At 52.2% G+C, this 14,546-nt stretch carries 18 protein-coding genes; 14 read left to right on the forward strand and 4 right to left on the reverse strand.

Going from position 1 to position 14,546, the window contains the following annotated elements; all coding sequences use genetic code 11:
* The first annotated feature begins 89 nt into the window (after window positions 1–89).
* From CLR69_RS20230 to CLR69_RS20270, 9 genes are all read left to right on the forward strand, one after another.
* Window positions 90–1,631, forward strand: coding sequence for a glutathione ABC transporter substrate-binding protein (locus CLR69_RS20230; RefSeq protein ID WP_129713118.1), 1,542 nt, complete (start codon window positions 90–92; stop codon window positions 1,629–1,631).
* Window positions 1,632–1,649: 18 nt separating this feature from the next.
* Window positions 1,650–2,570, forward strand: a complete 921-nt coding sequence (locus tag CLR69_RS20235; protein WP_129709163.1) for an ABC transporter permease — start codon at window positions 1,650–1,652, stop codon at window positions 2,568–2,570.
* Window positions 2,571–2,578: 8 nt separating this feature from the next.
* Window positions 2,579–3,478, forward strand: coding sequence for an ABC transporter permease subunit (locus tag CLR69_RS20240; RefSeq protein WP_129713117.1), 900 nt, complete (start codon window positions 2,579–2,581; stop codon window positions 3,476–3,478).
* 8 nt (window positions 3,479–3,486) lie between these two features.
* Window positions 3,487–4,587 (forward strand): DmpA family aminopeptidase, encoded by a 1,101-nt coding sequence (locus tag CLR69_RS20245; protein ID WP_422762876.1) that lies wholly within the window; start codon window positions 3,487–3,489, stop codon window positions 4,585–4,587.
* 2 nt (window positions 4,588–4,589) lie between these two features.
* Window positions 4,590–5,411: a M55 family metallopeptidase gene (locus tag CLR69_RS20250; RefSeq protein ID WP_129709168.1), complete on the forward strand. Its 822-nt coding sequence runs from the start codon at window positions 4,590–4,592 to the stop codon at window positions 5,409–5,411.
* A 59-nt stretch (window positions 5,412–5,470) separates the two neighbouring features.
* A complete protein-coding gene (locus CLR69_RS20255) occupies window positions 5,471–6,418 on the forward strand; it encodes an isoaspartyl peptidase/L-asparaginase family protein (protein ID WP_129713116.1) in 948 nt (315 codons plus the stop codon).
* 204 nt (window positions 6,419–6,622) lie between these two features.
* On the forward strand, window positions 6,623–7,531 hold the full coding sequence (locus CLR69_RS20260; protein ID WP_129709174.1) for a LysR family transcriptional regulator: 909 nt from the start codon (window positions 6,623–6,625) through the stop codon (window positions 7,529–7,531).
* 98 nt (window positions 7,532–7,629) lie between these two features.
* Entirely contained in the window at window positions 7,630–8,493 is an 864-nt protein-coding gene (locus CLR69_RS20265; RefSeq protein WP_107169060.1) for a YicC/YloC family endoribonuclease, read from the forward strand.
* Between the two features lie 256 nt (window positions 8,494–8,749).
* Complete coding sequence (locus CLR69_RS20270; RefSeq protein WP_242451666.1) at window positions 8,750–9,349, forward strand: hypothetical protein; 600 nt, start codon at window positions 8,750–8,752, stop codon at window positions 9,347–9,349.
* Between the two features lie 300 nt (window positions 9,350–9,649).
* Here CLR69_RS20270 and tssD read toward each other — a convergent pair whose 3' ends face one another.
* A complete protein-coding gene (tssD, locus tag CLR69_RS20280; protein ID WP_129713115.1) occupies window positions 9,650–10,084 on the reverse strand; it encodes a type VI secretion system tube protein TssD in 435 nt (144 codons plus the stop codon).
* 81 nt (window positions 10,085–10,165) lie between these two features.
* Between tssD and CLR69_RS20285 the strand changes: the two genes are divergently transcribed.
* The 3 genes from CLR69_RS20285 to CLR69_RS23470 are packed head-to-tail and all read left to right on the forward strand — an operon-like array spanning window position 10,166 to window position 11,111.
* The gene (locus tag CLR69_RS20285; protein WP_129713114.1) at window positions 10,166–10,387 is read left to right on the forward strand and encodes a type II toxin-antitoxin system Phd/YefM family antitoxin; all 222 of its coding nucleotides are present in this window, start codon (window positions 10,166–10,168) and stop codon (window positions 10,385–10,387) included.
* Window positions 10,384–10,767, forward strand: coding sequence for a type II toxin-antitoxin system death-on-curing family toxin (locus tag CLR69_RS20290; protein ID WP_129709186.1), 384 nt, complete (start codon window positions 10,384–10,386; stop codon window positions 10,765–10,767). The genes CLR69_RS20285 and CLR69_RS20290 overlap by 4 nt, the downstream gene beginning before the upstream one ends.
* A gap of 23 nt (window positions 10,768–10,790) precedes the next feature.
* Window positions 10,791–11,111 carry a type II toxin-antitoxin system VapC family toxin gene (locus CLR69_RS23470; protein WP_349977169.1) on the forward strand — a complete coding sequence of 107 codons (321 nt, stop codon included), beginning with the start codon at window positions 10,791–10,793 and terminating at the stop codon, window positions 11,109–11,111.
* A gap of 77 nt (window positions 11,112–11,188) precedes the next feature.
* Here CLR69_RS23470 and CLR69_RS20300 read toward each other — a convergent pair whose 3' ends face one another.
* Window positions 11,189–11,734 (reverse strand): hypothetical protein, encoded by a 546-nt coding sequence (locus CLR69_RS20300; RefSeq protein ID WP_197730598.1) that lies wholly within the window; start codon window positions 11,732–11,734, stop codon window positions 11,189–11,191.
* Window positions 11,735–11,847: 113 nt separating this feature from the next.
* Here CLR69_RS20300 and CLR69_RS20305 point away from each other — a divergent pair, with 113 nt between their 5' ends.
* Both CLR69_RS20305 and CLR69_RS20310 read left to right on the forward strand, forming a co-directional pair.
* Window positions 11,848–12,234 carry a hypothetical protein gene (locus CLR69_RS20305; RefSeq protein WP_197730599.1) on the forward strand — a complete coding sequence of 129 codons (387 nt, stop codon included), beginning with the start codon at window positions 11,848–11,850 and terminating at the stop codon, window positions 12,232–12,234.
* A 28-nt stretch (window positions 12,235–12,262) separates the two neighbouring features.
* Complete coding sequence (locus CLR69_RS20310) at window positions 12,263–12,625, forward strand: DUF596 domain-containing protein (protein WP_129713112.1); 363 nt, start codon at window positions 12,263–12,265, stop codon at window positions 12,623–12,625.
* 49 nt (window positions 12,626–12,674) lie between these two features.
* Here CLR69_RS20310 and CLR69_RS20315 read toward each other — a convergent pair whose 3' ends face one another.
* Together CLR69_RS20315 and CLR69_RS20320 are read right to left on the reverse strand one after the other, a co-directional pair.
* Complete coding sequence (locus CLR69_RS20315; RefSeq protein WP_129713111.1) at window positions 12,675–13,874, reverse strand: AI-2E family transporter; 1,200 nt, start codon at window positions 13,872–13,874, stop codon at window positions 12,675–12,677.
* Window positions 13,875–13,967: 93 nt separating this feature from the next.
* On the reverse strand, window positions 13,968–14,468 hold the full coding sequence (locus CLR69_RS20320; protein ID WP_129713110.1) for a GrpB family protein: 501 nt from the start codon (window positions 14,466–14,468) through the stop codon (window positions 13,968–13,970).
* Between the last annotated feature and the right edge of the window lie 78 nt (window positions 14,469–14,546).

The following is a 14,546-nucleotide window of genomic DNA, read 5'->3' on the forward strand; positions in this document are numbered from 1 at the left end:
AGTACGACGTAGTTACAAAAATATAGCGACAAAACACGACACATTTATAAAACACAACACACGTTCATTGCTGACCAGGAGAGATAACCATGAAGCCATTCGTTCGCCGCTCTGCCGTTGCCCTCGGGCTCTCACTGTGTCTGGCTGCTGTTGCCCAGGCGCAAGACCTTCGTATTTCTATCTATGCCGATATCACCGGGCTCGACCCGCACGATACCTCGGACACGCTGAGCTACTCCATTCAGAGCGGCATCTTCGAGCGTCTGTTCCAGTTCGATAACAAAATGAAGCTGGTACCGCGTCTGGCGACGGGCTATACCAGCAATGACACCGCCACTGAGTTTGTCGTGACGCTGCGTGAAGGCATCACCTTCCAGGACGGCACCCCCTTCAATGCCGACGCCGTTAAAGCCAACCTCGATCGCTTAGCGGATCAGAGCAAAGGCTTAAAGCGCAACAGCCTGTTTAACATGGTGCAAACCGTCACCGTGCTGTCACCAACGCAGGTTAAAATTGAGCTGAATAAATCCTTCGGTGCCTTTGTGAACACGCTGGCGCACCCGTCTGCTGTTATGCACAGCCCGGAAGCACTGAAGAAATACCCAGATGAAGCACAGCTACGTGTGCATCCAGTCGGTACTGGCCCGTTCAAGTTCACCGAATGGCAGCAGGGTAAAGACGTGAAGCTGGTGAAATTCGACAATTACTGGCAGAAAGGCTGGCCGAAAGTCGACAGCGTGACCTTCTACCCGACGCCGGAAGATTCCACTCGCGTCGCGTCACTGAAATCCGGCCAGGTAGATGCCGTGTATCCGCTGCCTTCCGACCTGATCGGCACCGTACAAAACGACAGCAAGCTGGCGATCCAGCGCGACCCAAGTATTTATCAGTTCTGGCTGGCAATGAACAACCTGCGTCCGCCGTTGAACGATATCCGCGTGCGTCAGGCACTTAACTACGCCATCAACCGCGATATCTGGCTGAAAGTCGGCTTTGCAGGCATGGGCGTTCCTGCCGCTTCCGCTATGGCGCCAGACGTGCAGTTCTTCGCCCGCCAAAGCTCGCCGAACTACACCTATAACCCAGAGAAAGCCAAAGCACTGCTGAAAGAAGCGGGCTACGCCAACGGCCTGAGTCTGAAACTGTGGACGACGAACCGCACCGACTACATCCGTAGCGCGCAGTTCTTCAAACAGCAGTTAGAGCAGGTTGGTATCAAAGTTACCGTTACCCCGATGGATTCTGGGATGCGTAACGCCAAACTGTTTGGCGTGAAAGATCCGAAAGACGCCGAATTTGACCTGTTCTATAACGGCTGGTCGCCATCTACAGGCGATGCTGACTGGGCGCTGCGTCCACTGTTCGCCACTGAATCCTGGGTTCCAGTTGCTTACAACGTCTCCTACTACAGCAATCCGGTAACGGATAAAGCGATTACCGCTGGGTTGGCGACTGCCGATGCAGACAAACGTGCCGCCGCTTACGCTGATGCACAGCGCCAGATTTGGCAGGATGCGCCAGTAGTCTTCCTGGGGTCGCCGGACAACGTGGTCGGCAAAACCAAGAACCTCGACGGCGTGTACATGCTGGCTGATGGCTCGCTGATCTTCGATCAGGCTGAATTCAAGTAATCGGTCAGGGAGAACGCCATGTTTGCTTATATCGTCCGACGTTTGCTGGAAATGATCCCGGTTTTGCTGGTGGTCTCCCTGTTAGTGTTCGGTTTTATCAAACTGCTGCCGGGTGACCCGGCACGTATTTACGCCGGTGCTGACGCGACCATTGAGGCGGTGGAAGCCGCCCGTCAGCAATTAGGGTTGAACGATCCGCTGCCGCAGCAATATGTCCATTGGCTCGGCGGCCTGTTCAGCGGCGATCTGGGTGTGACGTACCGCACCCAGCAGCCAGTCATCGACGTCATCAGCAAGAGTTTCATGCCCACCATGTGGCTGGCGCTGGCGGGCTTTGTCTGGTCAGTACTGCTTGGCCTGCTGATCGGCGTGGTTTCCGCGCTCAAGCGCGGTAAATGGCAGGACTGGGCGCTAATGAGTTTCGCAGTCGGCGGGATTTCTATGCCACCGTTCTGGCTCGGCCTGTTGCTGATTCAGTTTGTGGCCATGCCGTTCGGCGTCTTTTCCGTCAGCGGCTTTAATCAGCCCAGCGATATCATTCTGCCAGCGCTGACGCTTGGAGCATCGGTAGCCGCCGTCATGGCACGCTTTACTCGTTCCGCGTTTCTGGAAGTCGCACAGGAAGACTACGTACGCACCGCCCGCTCCAAGGGGCTGCGCAATCGGCTGGTCACCTGGAAACACGTGATGCGTAACGCACTGATTCCGGTCATCACCATGCTCGGGCTGCAATTCGGCTTCCTGCTCGGTGGCTCCATCGTGGTCGAAAGCGTATTTAGCTGGCCGGGACTGGGTTGGCTGCTGATTGAATCAATCAAGACGCAGGATCAGCCAGTCATTCAGGCGCTAGTGATGCTGTTCGTGTTTGAATTTATTGTCATTAACCTGTTGGTCGACCTGCTGTACGCGGTGGTCAATCCGGCGATTCGCCTACGTTAGGAGACACGATGAACCCCCCTTCCGAACCCGTCGTGGCCGTTGCCACGCTTGATGAAGAAACGATACGTTCGCCGTGGCGCGATTTCGTTCAGGTCTTTATCCGTAACCCAATGGCGATAATTTCCAGCAGCTTCGTTCTGCTGCTGGTACTGGTCGCCATTTTCGCCCCATGGCTGGCACCGTGGAACCCAATGGAGCCCGACTGGATGGCGCTGGCTTCGCCGCCTTCGGCAGCACACTGGATGGGCACCGACGATCTCGGGCGCGATGTGATGAGCCGTATCATCTACGGTGCTCGCATCTCGTTATATATCGGCATTTTCTCCGTCACGCTGGGAATGCTGGTAGGCATCGTACTCGGCCTGCTGGCGGGGTACTACGGCCGCTGGGTTGATACGCTGATCATGCGCGGTTCCGACGTGCTGTTCGCCTTCCCCGGCATGCTGCTGGCGATTGCGGTCGTCGCGATCCTCGGCCCCGGTCTGAATAACGTGATTATCGCCGTAGCGGTTTTCAGCGTGCCAGTCTTCGCGCGCATCGTGCGAGCCTCCACGCTGTCATTGAAACAGGCGGCCTATGTAGAAGCAGTACGCTGCGCTGGTGCGCCAGATCGCATCGTGCTGATGCGCCACATCCTGCCCGGCACGCTGCCTAACGTGATCGTCTATTTCACCATGCGTATCGGCACCAGCATCCTGACCGCCGCGGGACTGAGCTTCATCGGCCTTGGCCCAGAGCCGGGTGTGCCAGAATGGGGCAATATTCTGGCGATGAGCCGTAGCCTGATGATGGCGGGCGCGTGGCACGTTAGCGTGTTCCCCGGTCTGGCGATTTTCTTCACCGTACTGGCGTTTAACCTACTCGGGGATGCGCTGCGTGATACGCTCGATCCCAAACTGAAAAGCTGAGGAAGGCGATGCACGGCGATCACCAGATGAAAGACTATCACCAGCAACAGCAGGCGTTGGTGCTACAACGCTGGAAAACGACGCGGCAGTTGGGTACGCCACGCTCGGCCAGCGGGCCACATAACAGCATTAGCGATGTGGCAGGCGTACGCGTCGGCCACTGCACGCTTGCGGCGGGGGAAGTGCAAACTGGCGTGACCGCGATTGTCCCGCCGGGCGAGAACCTGTTCACCCAGCCTCTGCCCTGCGGCGCGGCGGTGCTGAACGGCTTCGCCAAACCTGTCGGACTGGTGCAGATTGAGGAGTTGGGGCTGCTGCAAACGCCCATCCTGCTCAGCAACACGCTGGCAACTGGTACGTTATTTACCACGCTAGTGCGCGACGCGATTTCCCGCAATCCTGAACTGGGTCGCGCGCTGCCGACGGTTAACCCGCTGGCGTTGGAGTGCAACGACGGCTGGCTGAATGACATTCAAGCGCTCGCGGTGACGGAACACATGGCGCGGCACGCGCTGGATAGCGCAACGGACAACTTCGCACGCGGTAGCGTCGGTGCAGGAAGAGGCATGAGCTGCTTTAGTCTAAAAGGCGGCATCGGCACCGCATCACGCCTGATTCCCGAATTAAACGCCACGCTCGGTGTACTGGTGTTGGCAAACTTCGGCACGCTTTCCTCGTTGACGCTGGACGGCGTGCAGATGGGAGACGTCATCGCGCCCCTTATACCGGGGCTCGCACCGCAGCAGGACGCTGGCTCGATCATCATTATCATGGCGACGGATGCTCCGCTCGATGCTCGCCAGCTTAAGCGCATCGCCAAACGTGCAGGTGCGGGGTTGGGACGACTCGGCAGCTACTGGGGACATGGTTCCGGTGACATCGCCGTCGCGTTCTCCACCCATCCACAACCGCAACCGCCGGAGGATGCGCAGCTTGAACCGCTGTTAAGCGCCGCCGCCGATGCGACCGAACACGCGGTGCTCGACGCCATGCTTCAGGCTGACGCCGTTACCGGTTTTCGCGGCCATCATCGCCCGACGCTACCACAGGCGTTGGATAGACTAGCCGCGGCTCTCTCTTCCGTAGGACATTCTCCCGTAGGAAACTGATTATGAAAATTTTTATCTCTGCTGATATCGAAGGGATCGCAGGCGTGATGCGCCCGGAGCAATGCAGCCCCGGCACCGCTGAATACCAACTGGCACGCGGCCTGATGGAACAGGAAGTGAACGCCGCCATCGACGGCGCGTTCGCAGGTGGCGCGACAGAAGTGGTGGTCGCAGACAGCCATGCGGCAATGGTTAACCTACGTGCGGAGAACATCGACGCACGCGCCCGGTTAGTGCAAGGCAAACCGCGCGGCTATTCGATGGTCGAAGGGTTGGAGCAGCAGCAGTTCGACGGCCTGATGTTCATCGGCTACCACAGCGCCGCAGGCGAGTTCGGCGTGCTATCGCACACCATCAACGGCCGCGCCTTCTACCGCGTACGCATCAACGGTGAAATCATGGGCGAAAGCGACATCTACGCCGCCGCCGGTGTGGAGCAAAAGACACCGCTTTGGCTGGTCAGCGGCGACGACACGCTCCAAAGCTGGATTGCCCGCTACTACCCCGCTACTGACTATGCCTGCGTCAAACGCGCTATCTCACAGCACGCCGCGGAATCCCTCAGCACCGAACAGGCACGTCAGGTGATTCGTGACGCAGCAAAGGCAGCAGTGGAAAAAGCACACCGCACATTGAACTCACGGATTCAGGCGCCCTACCGTCTTGAACTGATGGTGGCAAAACCGGTACTGGCCGATCTATTCTGTCTGCTGCCGAGCGTTGAACGTTTGGATGCCATAACCGTAGGTTATACGGCGCAAAGCATGCGGGAAATCACCAGCCTGCTGGGCGCGTTTTCCTATCTGGCGACAACGCAAAACTGATTCCGGTCTATCCGCCTCTTTTAAAGAGGCGTAAACCGACTGAAAAGAGAATTTATCGCATGACGAAACCCGTGATTGTGATCCACGGTGGCGCAGGTGCGCTGACCCGCTCGGCCATGAGCGCTGAAAAAGAGCAACGTTATCTGGCAGCACTGTCCGAGATTGTTGCCAGCGGACAACGCATTCTGGCTGAAAACGGCAGTGCGCTGGACGCCGTAACGGAAGCCGTCCGGCGGCTGGAAGAGTGCCCGTTGTTTAATGCCGGACACGGTTCAGTGTTCACCCACGCGGAAACCCACGAACTGGATGCCAGCATCATGGATGGACGCTCGCTGGATGCGGGTGCGGTCAGTTGCGTTAGCCATATCCGTAACCCGATTCTGGCAGCACGTACCGTTCTCGAAGCCAGTCCGCATGTAATGTTTACCGCCGATGGCGCAGAAGCATTTGCAGACCAGCACGGGCTGGAAAGGGTTGAGCCTGCATTTTTCTCCACCGACGAACGCCGCCAGCAGTTACATAACGCGCAGGCGGGTTCAGGCCGCGTCATCCTCGATCATGACGGACAGAACGACCCTATCGATCCCGACCGTAAGTTCGGCACCGTCGGCGCAGTCGCACTCGACAGCGCGGGGAATCTCGCCGCAGCAACCTCGACAGGCGGTATGACCAACAAACAGGCAGGGCGCGTGGGCGATAGCCCAATCATCGGCGCAGGCTGTTACGCCAATAACCAGACGGTCGCGGTTTCCTGCACTGGCACGGGTGAAGTCTTTATGCGCGCCGTCGCCGCTTATGATGTCTCGGCGCTAATGGAGTACGCTGGACTGACGCTACAACAGGCCAGCGACCGCGTGGTGATGGAAAAATTACTGCGGATGGACGGCAGCGGCGGGATGATTGCCGTCGATAAAGCCGGCAACATCGCCCTGCCGTTCAACAGTGAAGGAATGTACCGCGGCTATGGCTACGTGGGAGAAGAACCCGTCGCCGATATCTATCGTTAAGCAGTCAGCAGCCGAAACAGAACCAGATCGCCCGATATCGGTGCAATCGCACCATTATTGGGCATCAAAATAGTGCACAAATTGTTCTCATCGATCGCTTAAAAGCCACCAATCACGGCCTTATAACCTGGCGTAATAATTGCAGACCTTTTGGTTATTACTCATACGACGTTCATCAGAAAGCGTCAGCCGGAGCCTGCACTCATGCGATTACGCCATATTGAAATCTTCCAGGCCATTGTTCAGGCAGGCACCATCAGCGGTGCTGCCCGGTTGCTCAACGTCTCACAGCCCAACGTCAGCCGGGTGCTAAACCATGCGGAACAGCAGCTTGGTTTTTCCCTGTTTGAACGTCGCACGCAGGGAATGATCGCGACCGAAGAAGGGCTGCGCCTGATACCGAAAGTGCAGGAACTTTTCAGCCATCTGCAAAGCATCAGTTCCCTCACCGAACAAATCAAAACCAGCAAAGCCCACTCCGTACGGCTGGGTGCAGCACACGCGTTCGGGCAGATGATCGTCGCACCGACGCTGGTGGATTTTCATAAGCAGGCCGCATCGGTTAACGTCGAGCTGGTGACCGAACACTTCAGCACGCTGTGCCAGAACATCCTGCAAAACCAGCTCGATTTCGCACTGATTTTTGGTCAGCAGGTGCCGTCTGAACTGCTGGCAGAACCGCTGTTCCAATCCACGATGGTTGCTCTGCTGCCCAAAAATAGTCCGATAAATGGTCCGGTTTCGCTGGAATGGTTGTGCAACAACAATCTGCTAATGATGCAGCACCAAGACCCGCTCGGTCAGGTGGTACACCGTGCGCTGCGCGACAAGGCACTAAAACCGGCGGCTTCACTCTATATCAAAACCTACTCGGTGATTGCCGACATGGTACTGGCGGGCGGCGGCGCGGGTATCGTCGATCTCTTCACCGCCTGCCGCTATGCCGACCAGCTAAAAATCGTCCCTATTGACCAGCCGCTGCCTTTTGAAGTCACGCTGATCAGCCGCCGCGACAACCCACAATCACAGGCGACGCTGCAACTGAAACAGATGATGAAAAACCGCTGTCGCGACATCGCCAGACAGCACGAGACTCTGCTTTACGCCGCCTGATTCACGACAGACGCCACACCACGGACGGTTTTTCCTATCCCCTGCGCGGGACTCAACGCTATAATCCCTCGCATCATTTGCTTTACAGGTATGCACCAATGATTCGCAGCATGACCGCTTACGCCCGCCGAGAAATCAAGGGCAACTGGGGAAGCGCAGCCTGGGAACTGCGTTCCGTTAACCAGCGCTATCTGGAAACCTATCTTCGTTTACCGGAACAATTCCGCAGCCTCGAACCCGTCGCCCGTGAGCGTATCCGCGCCCGTTTGACCCGTGGAAAAATCGAATGCAACCTGCGTTTTGAGCTCGATCCGAGTGCGCAAAGCGCGCTGATTTTGAACGAAAAACTGGCGAAACAGCTGGTTAACGCCGCCAACTGGGTCAAAATGCAGAGCGACGAAGGTGAAATCAACCCAGTCGATATTCTGCGCTGGCCCGGCGTGATGTCGGCAGAAGAGCAGGATCTGGACGCCATCAGCGCCGAACTGCTGAAAGCACTGGAAGGTGCACTGGATGACTTTATCGCCGCCCGTGAAAGCGAAGGCAACGCGCTGAAAGCACTGATCGAACAGCGTCTGGCGGGTGTCAGTGCCGAAGTCGTCAAAGTACGCGCCCAAATGCCGAACATCTTGCTATGGCAGCGCGAGCGCCTGCAAAGCAAGCTGGAAGATGCGCAGGTACAGCTGGAAAATAACCGTCTGGAACAGGAACTGGTGCTGATGGCGCAGCGCGTTGACGTCGCCGAAGAACTCGACCGCCTCGACGCTCACGTCAAAGAAACCTACAAAATCCTGAAGAAAGAAGAAGCCGTCGGCCGCCGCCTCGACTTCATGATGCAGGAATTCAATCGCGAATCGAACACGCTGGCCTCGAAATCCATCAACGCCGACGTCACCGCCTCAGCAATTGAGTTGAAAGTGCTGATCGAGCAGATGCGGGAACAGATTCAAAACATCGAATAACGATTCACGAAAAATCATCCTCCATCAAAAAACCAATAAGCCTGCGATATCGCGGGCTTTTTCATCACAATCTATAACTACTAATTTTTATTTATATAAGGATATATTATCGTATTTTCTCAAAAAACAATGTTTCCATACCATAATTAGTAGGATGCAAATTATCAGACAAGCAAAAATATTGAAATATTGCCAGTTACTCAGGTAAACTGCCTGCATATAAAAGGAGAAAAAAGTCTACTAAAAGGAATATGTAGTGCAATTATCAGAATATTTAAAATACAAAATGGAATCTGACAAGGTTCTCGCAACCCATTTAGGTGACATCACGAAGAAATTAAAGAGCAACTCAATAAGCTTAACAACTGACCTATATAGTGGTATGGAAAGAACAAGTTGGTATTCATCATGCCTCTTTGAGAAATATAACGATGTCTGTCAAGAATTACAGTATGAAGATTCCAGAATGGTTAGCGCTATAAAAGAAGTATTTAAAAGAGATGATGTTATTCTGGATATGGTGAAAATTTACATCGATAATTTAATGAAAGATTTTGATGAAAATAAACAAAAAACAATAGCCAAAGCAATCTTAGGTGTAACGTCTGAGTTCTCCACAAACAGAGCGATAAAAGAATCAATATCATATGCATTAGCTAAATTTATTAGCACTACTCTTAATTTCAATGCATCCTTACGCAAAAAAATTAATCAAACATCTTATTGGGCTATAACAGTAACAGCATTTTATGGCAAAGTTCAGAAAGCGGCTATGTCAGCCCGTCATTTACGGGATATTAATCCCGCACTATATGCGTTATTTTATTCACAGAAATTAGAAATGTTATACTTTTAATAGAACCAATTCTCTCACCATATATTCCAATCAATTCAAAAAGCGAAGAAGAAATGATCAATTTAATTAATGGAGTCATAAGACAATGAGTTTAAAAAATATGCTAAGATATATTATAAGGAATTTTATAGTCACTGAAGTTTTAGTTATTATAACAATTGGATTATGGTTTTTTTATGTCTCATTTATTCCAGAGCATTGGATGAAACTGATGTTACTTTCAATTGCCATAATCATATTTATTAATATTAAATATGGTTCAAAAAAATCAGGCCGAAAATAAATCGGCCTTTAATATAATCAGTAAGCTACATTCTGCCAAAGCATGTATGCACTTGTTCTCGCAATAACATGCTCCCATTCAATAGAAGCAAATTTGAATGATACACTTTCCTGTGGCTGAACTTCATTATGAGTCAGTGAGTTAGGATAGAAAAAACGGATATTGCTGATAAGTGCATCCCGAAGTTTCATCTTAAAATAAAGTTCATTCCCACCAGACTGAGCCATTCTATAGAAAGAAAAAACGCACTCCAGTTTTTCCTTATCATTGATTGCCTGAGCGAAAAGTGGCGTGGCTTTATCAATTGGCTTTCTGATTTCTACAGGAAGCATTGAAATATTCTCTTCCCGACTAATGTTATTCACCAACTCAGCGCCTATTTCAGCGCCTGTGCGCACCTGATCCCTGCAATGATGGCAATCAGCGGAAAATCCATACCATACGCAAGCCATCTACAATCCAACCACAACGTTCTCGTTGAGTAATGCACAGCTAAAGCGTACATTTTAGATGTACATATCAGGAGAGACACGATGCGAACCTACACTTCTACTCAAGCCAGAGCCAACATTTCAGAATTATTAGATGCTGCAACCCACGGCGAACCGGTCGAAATTACTCGTCGGGATGGAAGTTCCGCGGTGGTGATCAGCAAAGCGGAATTCGAGGCATACCAAAATGCCAAGTTAGACGCCGAATTTGATCTCATCATGCAGCGCCACGGCCACACTATCGAAGCGCTGACTGACCGATGAACTGGGTTAGCGCACAAGAAGTGATCGCCTTTCATGATCGGATATTGCGACATTTACCTGGCGTAGCGGGAATGCCCGATCCGGGACGAGCAGAAGCGATAATCTACCGAGTGCAGAACCGCACGCATTATGAAGGGATAACAGACATCTTCGAGCTGGCCGCCACTTACTGGGTGGCTGTGGCACGTGGCCATATTTTTAATGATGGCAATAAGCGAACAGCATTCTTCGTCACGATGACGTTTTTATACCGTAACGGCGTGCTGGTTCGCGATAACGACAATACGTTGGAAAATCTGACGGTAGAGGCCGCAACAGGTGCAAAAAACGTTGACCAACTGGCACAGCAATTGAGAACGCTAGTGCAGCTTCCAGACTAATTGCACAGCTACGACAAATCGCCATTCTTTCCGATGACAGTAACCGTTTTTACTTTTCCTCCATCAGCATACAAGAGATAGCAATCAAAACTGCGTTGAACAAACCCAGCTTTAGCATTGATGCTGAGGCTATAACGAAAGGTTTATTATCAGCGGGTTACCTTGAGATTCCGATGCAGGCAACCCACGCCTATAACCTTGCTGACTTACCCGACATGCACCAAGACCCGTTTGACCGAATGTTAGTCTCTCAGGCGAGAATAGAAGGTCTGGCATTGATAACGAACGATGGGAATATCATCAAGTCTTGTCCAGACTATATCAACGTGATCGAATGCTGTTAGCACACCAGTGAAAACAGCTGACGTAAGGCTCGATTGAGCATTGAGACAACCAAACAGGGCCACTGTCTGGCCAATAATTAAAAATTCGGCGATTTCAATGCATATTGACCACAGTTTTTCAGCATTAAATCGTTGACTAGCCTACGGTCGTAGTCACCTTTTTCGGTCTTAAACACTTCGTAGACTTCAACGCGGCGTGGCGAATAAGCATCAACATATTTACCAGTAACATAGTAATAATTCCCGACCACAGGCTTAAACGTTACGGTAGTAAAACCACCATTAGCAGCAATCATTCTGACCGCAATATTGTGTTGCGCGCTGACCCAAAACTCACGAATCATCGTTGGCGTTTCAGGAATAGCCGGGAAGCCGAGCGCTTTATTATTGAGCTTAGTTTGGAACCCAAAAGCATTATTGGTATAGCCATTTTCATGTGCGCCAACATCAATACATCTATCGGTCGTCGGATAAACGCGAATATAGTCAAGATTACGGTTATCAAACGTTATCCCAACACGATCCGTTCCCTGATAGTCCTGAAGCTTATTGCTATACGTTGCAGCCGAACATCCGCTGAGTAATACCGCACTTATCCCGATCAGGAGAATTTTCCCCAACATAATCATCCCTTACCTTTATAAAGTCAGAACTTCCTGATTATTTTCCGTCGTTTTTTATTCGAAAATTTATTCTGTATTACATCACCTTAAACACTATCGACGAACGAGGCAACGTGGCAATTTCTCTCTATTACACCGCTCGACGTAAAAAATCCCTGAGCCAGAAAGAGATATCTGCCGTGAAGGAGATCGTCCAGCGCCATTCCGTTAATGACCAAATTGAGAAATATCTGACGACGGGTGTAGGACTGAACTGGGAATCCTTTGATTTTGCCCTCAATGTGAAAACGGGTAACGTGTTCAGGAAGGGGATCGTGCTCTCCGGCTCCACCAAACTGCCCGACAACGATGAAGAAGCAACCTTGATTGGCGTACAACACTGGTGCCAGTGTTTATCCGAGATTCGTGGTGCCCTTACGCACTGTGAATGGTACGTCGCGGTTGACGATCGCGCTATTGCGTGGAGCCATGAGGTCAATGCCTATGACCCAACACGTTAGAAATGTGGGCTTCTGAAAAAGGGAAAAGATGAACGACGACGACATTTTTGATGCGGTCACGACCAGCGCATACGGGCTGTCGATGGGTGCCATATGGCAACATATTGCGGTGGAATGTCGGAGCAACCCTAGAACGTACGCACAGCGTCAGACGCTGTTTTTCAATCTATTAGAACACCTCATCACCACAGGAAAAATCAGGCTCGCCAGTAAGGGGGATTATCTGCAAGGCGAACCGACGTATCAGGTCGATCAGTTCCGTAACGCCTTCCCATCCGACGAATCCAGTGATGAATTTGACGACGTAGACGAATTTGGCCTGTGGTTCTTAGCCAAAGCCCCCGCAGGCGTCGTGTGGATCACGCCCGAGGGGCAAGAGATTTGGACGTAAGAGGAATCAGCCGAAGCCAACCCTTCTTACCCACAACCAGATATCGAACTTATTCCGTGGTCTTACGTTCAACGGCCTGACCTTCCGCTGCCTGGCCTTCCCCTACCTGGCCCTCTAGCACCCCACTCTCTTCGGGTTTTGCCATACTCGGATGCTGACGCCCTTCTTCGATAAAATCTTCACTGATGCCTTCAATATTTTCCTGATTGTCGCGCCCGGACAGGATGTTCCAGCAGGCGATGAATAGCGCAGCAATCAGCGGACCAATCACAAAACCGTTGATACCGTAGATTTCCATACCGCCCAGCGTAGCGATCAGAATCAGGTAATCCGGCATTTTGGTGTCTTTTCCCACCAGCAGCGGACGCAAAATGTTGTCCACCAGCCCAATCACCAGCACAAAGAACGCGACAATGAAGATGGCCTGCCAGAGCATGTCGGTAGCGAACAGGAAGATAGCGGCAGGCACCCAGATAATCGCCGAACCCACGGCGGGGATCAGTGACAGGAACGCCATCAGCGAGCCCCACAGCAGGCTACCTTCTATCCCTGCAATGGAGAAGGCAATGCCGCCCAGTGTGCCCTGTACAATCGCCACAACCACAGTGCCTTTCACTGTCGCCCGCGATACGGCGGCAAACTTCACCAGCAGGTGATGTTTAACATGGGTGGAAAGCGGCAGCGATTCCAGAATCAGGTTCACCAGATAGGAACCGTCCTTCAAGAGGAAAAAGAGCAGGTAGAGCATCACCCCGAAACCGATGAAGAAGGTGAATGTCCCTTTGCCGATCAAGAGCACGCTGCCTGCCAGATATTGCCCGCCTTTCAGCGCTACCTGAGAAAGCTCTTGCTGTATTTTGGCAGCGTTATCCAGATTGTGTTCAGCCAGGAAATGCCGCGCCCACTTCGGCAGATGCTGAAGCAGCTCCGCCAGCACGACGGGGAATTGCGTATTGCTATCCTGCAATCGGGTGTAAACCCCGTTAATTTCAACCACCAGCGAGGAAACAATGATCCCCAATGGAATGAAAACAATCAGGAAGATGATCAGGACGGTCAGCAGCGAGGCGACACCATTACGATCGTTTAATTTTTGCCGAATCTTACTTTTCAGCGGATGGAAAATAATAGCCAACACTGCCGCCCATAGAATGGCGGAATAATATGGCGCCAGTATGTCAAAAAACGCCAGCGTGACGACAAACAAGATAAGGATAAAGAATCCCTTCGTAAGCCCTTTAATATTCACAACGATTTCCCCTTCGTTCAATCTGCTCTCGAAATATAGAACGAAGTGGAGTATTTGCAATACAGGAAAAAGCGCATAGTGCTGAGGAAGTGGCTATAAACTCACGTCATGTCTGGCGATAAAGTCATTTTTTAACTGGCTATACACAGCAGCATCGTTATCACATACCAGTGCGGCAGTACGCTTTATTGCCGCGTATTCCGCACACACGGAAGGATTTGCCCGCAGATAATCACGAAAAGTCAGGTGCCGCTGAATGTGCGCGTCCCCCACGACGAAGGCATGCAGGTGATGAGTTCGAGCGTCGCCACCCTTGGTGTAGTAACGACGTCCCGCCATGCCATTTTCGCCACGCGGACGATAGCCCAAATCGACCATCACGTGATCCAGCCTGTCCAAATCGGACAGCGAAACCACTTCCAGCAGCATATCAATCACCGGTTTAGCGGGTAACCCCGGCACAGCCGTACTGCCGATATGATGCACGCTTACCGCAACCTCGCTGAGCGCCTGCGCTAGCGCCCTCGCCGCCGTTGCGTAATTCGTCGCCCACTGTGGATCGTAATCCACCACGATTATGGCTCGTCCACTCATTCACTTTTCCCCAACGCGGTCTTATCGCGTGCAGGTTATCAACGTTCAGAGGACGGTTCAAAGGCCATCAGGAAACGC

It is taken from the genome of Pectobacterium zantedeschiae, assembly GCF_004137795.1.
Lineage (GTDB): Bacteria > Pseudomonadota > Gammaproteobacteria > Enterobacterales > Enterobacteriaceae > Pectobacterium > Pectobacterium zantedeschiae.